This window comes from Roseibium sp. RKSG952 (genome assembly GCF_009711355.1).
This window is the reverse complement of sequence record NZ_SMMF01000731.1, coordinates 1-6,015: the sequence shown is the minus strand read 5'-3', so window position 1 is coordinate 6,015 and position 6,015 is coordinate 1. Positions and strand designations below refer to the sequence as shown.

Annotated in this window: 7 protein-coding genes; 5 read left to right on the top strand and 2 right to left on the bottom strand. The window is 53.2% G+C overall.

What is annotated here, in order from left to right:
• The first annotated feature begins 178 nt into the window (after positions 1-178).
• Positions 179-736, top strand: coding sequence for a hypothetical protein (locus tag E1297_RS04990; RefSeq protein WP_155134700.1), 558 nt, complete (start codon positions 179-181; stop codon positions 734-736).
• 282 nt (positions 737-1,018) lie between these two features.
• Here E1297_RS04990 and E1297_RS04985 read toward each other — a convergent pair whose 3' ends face one another.
• Positions 1,019-1,678 carry a Panacea domain-containing protein gene (locus E1297_RS04985; protein WP_155134697.1) on the bottom strand — a complete coding sequence of 220 codons (660 nt, stop codon included), beginning with the start codon at positions 1,676-1,678 and terminating at the stop codon, positions 1,019-1,021.
• A gap of 797 nt (positions 1,679-2,475) precedes the next feature.
• Positions 2,476-3,741 carry a hypothetical protein gene (locus tag E1297_RS04980; RefSeq protein ID WP_155134694.1) on the bottom strand — a complete coding sequence of 422 codons (1,266 nt, stop codon included), beginning with the start codon at positions 3,739-3,741 and terminating at the stop codon, positions 2,476-2,478.
• 201 nt (positions 3,742-3,942) lie between these two features.
• Here E1297_RS04980 and E1297_RS04975 point away from each other — a divergent pair, with 201 nt between their 5' ends.
• The 4 genes from E1297_RS04975 (at position 3,943) to E1297_RS04960 (ending at position 5,982) form a co-directional block, all read left to right on the top strand.
• On the top strand, positions 3,943-4,293 hold the full coding sequence (locus tag E1297_RS04975; RefSeq protein WP_155134691.1) for a helix-turn-helix transcriptional regulator: 351 nt from the start codon (positions 3,943-3,945) through the stop codon (positions 4,291-4,293).
• A gap of 155 nt (positions 4,294-4,448) precedes the next feature.
• Positions 4,449-4,976 carry a NifU family protein gene (locus E1297_RS04970; protein ID WP_196223194.1) on the top strand — a complete coding sequence of 176 codons (528 nt, stop codon included), beginning with the start codon at positions 4,449-4,451 and terminating at the stop codon, positions 4,974-4,976.
• A gap of 61 nt (positions 4,977-5,037) precedes the next feature.
• Entirely contained in the window at positions 5,038-5,859 is an 822-nt protein-coding gene (locus E1297_RS04965) for a metallophosphoesterase (protein WP_155134685.1), read from the top strand.
• Positions 5,860-5,982 (top strand): DUF2786 domain-containing protein, encoded by a 123-nt coding sequence (locus tag E1297_RS04960; protein WP_155134682.1) that lies wholly within the window; start codon positions 5,860-5,862, stop codon positions 5,980-5,982. It begins immediately after the preceding gene.
• Positions 5,983-6,015: the final 33 nt, after the last annotated feature.

Sequence of the window (6,015 nt, the reverse complement as noted above, 5' to 3'; positions counted from 1 at the left end):
AATGCCAGCGCAACGCTCAAGTGCGCCCTGGCAATTCCATAGCCATCGCACAGACACAAACAAATCGTCTGATGGATAATCCGGGCCAGGCCGGCGGATTGACTATGATTCAGGAGCGGAACAAACTCTTTCCTACAAGGAAATATCAAGAGCGGATCTGAAATTAGAGGAGTCAAGAATGAAAAAAATGGGGGTGCCTAAATTCTCAATTATGATGATGGCTGGAATGCTATTGGTTTTAAACCCAAACTCATTAGTTAAAGCAAAACAAATAAATGACTCAAGTATTGAGAATCAAGTAAATAGCAATATAACTATAAAATTTGATTATGACATATTTGCTAGCTCCCTGAAATCCTTTTCAAGGGAAGCGATTTCTGCCATTTACTCAAAAGAATTCGAAAATAAAAAAGAATATTACGAAAGAATTAAACCATATTTTGCAGATCAAATCGCCCTAAACTCAATCGTCTCCGCTATTGAAAGTTCAAGCAATATACATGCTCTCTCCACATGGAACTTTGCAATAGAGTTTCATGACAAGGCCTCAATCGAGACGCAAAAGGGCAAAGATATCGACAAGAGGGAGTGGCTTGTCGAAATTCCATTTTCATTGATAATAGAGACAGAAGAGAGGATCGAGGAAGTGAGTTATTCGGCAACATTAAGAATCGAATCCTCTATTTTATCCCAAGATGCTTATGACTTTGGGATAAAGCAACTAGTTGTGCTGTAGGGGCGGTAAACAGACCTTCACCATACCCTGTACGAAAGATCGCAAAACGCAGTCAAAACTAATCCCGAACGGCTGACGCTTACCGACAGGTCGTGGACCTGCGACGAATGCGGCGGAGAGCATTCGCCGCAAGGGACTACTGAAATTACAGGCGGCAGGGCTGTCCGTCTCAGGCCTGTGAGGCAGCAGTAAGACCAATCCCTCCCGGGGGATTGGCAGCGGCCGTTAAAGGAGGAAATCCTGTCTTTCAGGGCGGGTAGCAGTCACGCGAAAAACAATCGGTTACGGGACTGCTCGTGGGGCGGTTTCGGAGGATATGGGGTCATTTTCACGCTTTTCAGAACCGGATATACCATGAGTCCCACCCTGAGCGGGCCAATTAGTTTCCAATACGGAAGCATCCGCGCTGCCATCATTTTCGCGCTCACTAAACCCAAACCCGACAGACCCGCTTTTTTCACGGGCTGTTAGCGCTAGGGCACGAAAATGAGTCCTTATTTCATCGTTTGACAAATAGGTTTCACCACGCGCTCGAGCGAGCGACCAAGGTGCTCCTTCCGCGTGTGCCAGAGAAGACAACTGAAGACCGTTTAACCGTTTGTATCTATTCCAAACAACGTCAAAAAGGCTGTAGAATTTCTTGTCAGTCACCCCAACCATCAAAGCCTTGTCTTCGCCCGTTTTTGGATCCACATCTATTGCATATGATTTAATAGGTTTGCGTCCGTTATATTTAAATTCATGGTAAAGCGACGACAATACAGGTCCATACGGCCATGCTTCATAGTATTCCCCGACCAAGGGGGCATTTTGGGTCGCTAAATACCAGCCATGTAGACAATAAACTAACTTTTGTATTTTAAGCTGGTCAACATCTTTTATACTTTCTTCTCTCGCCCGGTTCAAAAAAGCGTTGGCTACGAAAGAAGGTTCATAGGCCATTATTCCCACCTCGCGTTTTCGGTCGCTCGACTAACGAATACAGCCTTCTCACGAACCGGTTTTTGTCGTTCTGTTGCCATCGTGTGTTCGTTCGGTCGTATGTTTTATCTAAACAATTCCAATTTTTAACATGTTTTTAACATGAAAGCTAACTTGCCATTCGCAAAGCGTTTCGGTTCTCGGTCTCTCTGCCATGTTTAACCACTCGCGTCCGAGTGACATGTTGAGGGATGGATGGTGAACGACCGGATATCTGTCATCCGGTCGTTCACTGCGAGACATCACCACCCCAACCACTGCTGGAAGGTCCGCCATGGCTCTGTCTATCGCGGGCGTTCATGCACAGTAACGTCCGTCACCCATGAGCGAAGGAGATCTCCGAAGGTTCCGGGAACGGGAGTAAGGGGGATCCGTATCCGACACTCTCGATCGAGAGATCGCCGAACGGTTAATCGAAATGATTGAGGCCTTTTTCGACATCCGAGCATTATTTCCTTCGCTGAAGTGCAAATAACAATCATCCGCTTGTTTTGCAACCATCGGAAGCCAGGATTTCGTTTTCACTTTGCCGTATTGACGTTTCGACCACGAAAATTCAGGGAAACCGCCCCGGGGAAGATCCGAAAAATCGCCGGAAGGGTCGTTGAACGGGGCCGTTGGAGAAGAGAAGATATTGAAATCAATCGCATTTCGTCACGGAATCGGAGGAACGAAAACAAGGCATCAAGATCTGAGTCCTTGATTTCAAATTGAAAAACAGGCTTTCGCACGCTCCTTTGCGCAAGTCTTTAGATATCTCACTGGAGGTTCAGCCCGAATTCCTTCATGTGCTCCGCTCGTTTGACGTCGCCGCCTCCGGGAAGGGGGAGGCTTACGTAGTTGCCGGTCGCCGCCCAGCTGAAGCGTTCGGGAATGCTGGCGATGCCGTCGGACCCTCGATAGAGCTCGATGATGTCCTCGGGAAGACGGATGATCCGGTACTCGGTGTCGCCCTCCCCGACCGCCATCAGTTCATCGAGAAGTCCTGTCTGCGCAAGCATGGAGGTCACGTCCTCCGGTAGATCCTGCAACATCGCCTTCGTTACATGAGGGTTGTTGGATTTCAGCTCGCCGAGCGCTTCGAGGAAGGATTGCGCGTGTTCAGCGCTCATCGAACCGTTGGAAATCGCTGTGATGATCTGCTTGGTGATCTTTTTCTCGCCCACGACCGGGGTCGTCTTGGGCGTTTCGCCGTCGACGGGATCCGCGGATGTCTCCAAGACGCCGAGTTCGGTGACTTCGCTCGGGCTTACCTCTGGGGGGCTGGCAGATGCCGCAGACATTCGTTTGATGTCGCCCAGGAGACCAGGTTGATCAGGCTCGACCAACGGCATCGGGACTAGCGCCTTCGCTGGATCCGAGAGACTTTCTTTCTCAACGGCCTTCGCCCTTTTATTCATCTCCTTGATGCCCGCATTTTCATCGGCCAACGCGCCCATTAGACCGACGGACCCTGGAAAGAGTGTCGTTTCATTTGGATCAGGCATGGCGCGCCCCGGAATATCGAAAATATCCGGCGCGGTCGTGACGTTCGAAATGTCCGCCCGCTCAGTCTCCGGGGCTGAACGTGGATAGGCAGTGAGCGCCGGGTTCCAAAAATGACGGATCAGCCCTTCGTCCATCGGAGCGACGGTATGCGGGTGCATCTCCAGCCCGCGCAGGAAATTCGTGGACTGAGGGTGAACGAGGCCGACTGCGGCGAGGACAGCCACCACCGCGGCGCTCGCGACGAACCCCTTCCTCTTGTAGAAGGGAGTCGTCACCTCTCTGGACATGTTTACGATCAGCTCGTGATGGATCTCCTCGAGACGAGCGGCGACCTCGCCGATCCCACCCTTAAACAGGACAGATGTCGTGCCACCCTGACCCGCCAGCTGGAGTTCAGGAAGACTGATCTCGTCTCCCTGAAGAATGGAGATCTCGCACTGGAACCCGTTGACGGAGAAAACGAGACCGTCGTCGGTTCGGATCACCGCGTCGACGCTGTTCGGTGCGATGGAGAAGTTGCCGGAGTGTCGGGTCATTCGATGTCCGTCGGTCGTTTAGAGGAATTCGTCCGAACATGGTACGCCGCCGCCCGTTTGAATGGAAGTCGAATCCCTAAATGAAATGCTCGCAGCGAGAAATTTTGTATCGACGAAACCGGAACGCTTCCAAGCTCGAAACGATTTGAGGGAGCGTCAAAATAAATTGAGTTTGTAACGAACGGGTTACATTATGGCGAAATGAAGGATTCAAGAACCGTCGAAAATCGAAGAATTCTCGCCAACGCCGTCGACGCGGTGCGTCTTCTGGCGAACAGGCGAAAGCGCGCCAGGATCACCCAGGCCGACATCGCTGAAGGGATTGGTCGCAGTCGAAAATGGGTTTCGGAATTCGAAAGAGGCCGAAACGCGGCCGTCGCCCTTTCCGACGTGATCGCCTACTCGAACGCTCTCGGGCACTCCGTCGCTATCCTGGAGACATCCGGAGAACCCCTGTCCGGCGAGACCCTAAGCGACATTAGGAGCGACGGCGCACGGGAAACTTTCGTCGATTCGGAAGAGAACGGAGGCATGGACGCAGAGGATGGGTGATGGCGAAACGCTTCAAGACATCGAATCCAGCAGCAAAGGACCTTGGCAAATTTCTGGAGGCTACACTCGCCGGCGATAGCCGGAGGACCGCTTAAAGGCTACAATCGAAGGTCAAAGACACTTCGTCTCCGGCCTTTTTCAATGAACCGATGGACATGATAACGAGCTTCCCCGCGATATCCGATTTTGAGTGCCAGCACACGCCGAATCCCAGAGTTCGAAAGTTCTCCGTTCTCGGGGGCAGGGACCGCGGGATCACTGAGGCGAATGCGGACGATGTCTCTCAAATCGAGGGCGTCTCCAACGTCTTTCTCGGGAACGATTTCCTCTCGGTACGCAGTCTCGACGACGCATTTTCCGACTGTCTCGCCCGCGATGTTCTCGACTATCTCGATGCACGCGCGGCGGCGCGCGACTGGCCCACTCCCTTAATGGCTAATCTGTCCAAGGAAAACGATCCGACGGACGCGGGCATCAAGAAACTATTGAACGAACTAGTTCGGCCAGCCGCGGCCGCCGACGGCGGCGACATAGAGTTCGTGTCGTTTGTTAACGGATCCCTTACGCTCAAGATGAGGGGGGCCTGCGACGGCTGTCCGTCGGCCTCGGCGACGCTTCAAATGGGTGTAATGAGGCTTTTTCGCCAAACCTTCCCCTGCGTGAAGCGGGTGAGGGCAGTTTGATTTCCGTCTTGCCGCGAGCGGAGCCAGTAATTCCCGTTCCCACAGAAAAATAGGCGACCAGATGAATACGATTTACGCCATCGGAGATATTCACGGCCAATCCGGACTGCTAAAGTCCCTTCTTCGGTTCATTCGCAAGGATGCGGAGACCCGGGCCAACGATCCCGTCCTCTATTTCCTCGGGGATCTGGTCGACCGGGGTCCGGACAGTCGCGGCACGATCAATCTGGTGATGAAGGCGATCGAGGAATTCCCGGGCTCAAGGTTTCACATCGGCAACCACGACAAGTGGTTCCTGGAGGCCATGGAGGGGACCATCGGCTCCGACATCCTGTCCTGGGCGAGGCACGGCGGCATCGCGACGCTGGAATCCTACGACGTGCCCATCACCGATGCCGCTCCGCAGGTAGTCGCCCGAACTTACCCCGATCACTTCAAGTTCCTGAAGTCAGCCTCCCTGTACACCCGGCACGGCGGCATGGTCTTCGCTCACGCCGGTATTGACCGAACGCTTCCGCTCGCAGATCACTCTGAGAGAACCTTCATGTGGATACGGGAACCGTTTCTCTCGATGGACAGCCCGGGCGACGGCCGCGTTGTCTTCCACGGACACACCATTTTCAAGAACATCGTGGTCTCACCGAACAGGGTAGCGATCGACACTGGCAGCTTCGCCACCGGGATCCTTTCCTGCGCCATTCACGATCCGGCCGTGAACGGGATTTTCTTCGCATCGACCAAGGGATTCAATACTGAAGCGGATTTCGTCGACCCCGTTCTGGTGGGGGATGTCGAACTGGCGCGCGCCCTCATCGAGAACCCAGCGCGGTATCTCGAGGAACCCGCTATCGAAAACCCCTCCTTCCATCTACTGAGAACCTAATTGATTTCGAAAAAATTCCACAAGGGCATCCTGAACAAGGTTCGTGCGCTTCTCGCGAAGACCGTTGAACAGGGAGCCAGCAAGGTGGAAGCTCTGATGGCTGCCGCAAAGGCGTCCGGGTGATGTCCGGAACGCGGCCAGCGCCAAGTGAACGGG

Excerpts from the sequence above, each read along its gene's own strand:
- E1297_RS04980 (WP_155134694.1), bottom strand. The coding sequence starts at position 3,741 with ATGACCCGACACTCCGGCAACTTCTCCATCGCACCGAACAGCGTCGAC.
- E1297_RS04970 (WP_196223194.1), top strand. The coding sequence starts at position 4,449 with ATGATAACGAGCTTCCCCGCGATATCCGATTTTGAGTGCCAGCACACG.
- E1297_RS04965 (WP_155134685.1), top strand. The coding sequence starts at position 5,038 with ATGAATACGATTTACGCCATCGGAGATATTCACGGCCAATCCGGACTG.
- E1297_RS04985 (WP_155134697.1), bottom strand. The coding sequence starts at position 1,678 with ATGGCCTATGAACCTTCTTTCGTAGCCAACGCTTTTTTGAACCGGGCG.
- E1297_RS04990 (WP_155134700.1), top strand. The coding sequence starts at position 179 with ATGAAAAAAATGGGGGTGCCTAAATTCTCAATTATGATGATGGCTGGA.
- E1297_RS04975 (WP_155134691.1), top strand. The coding sequence starts at position 3,943 with ATGAAGGATTCAAGAACCGTCGAAAATCGAAGAATTCTCGCCAACGCC.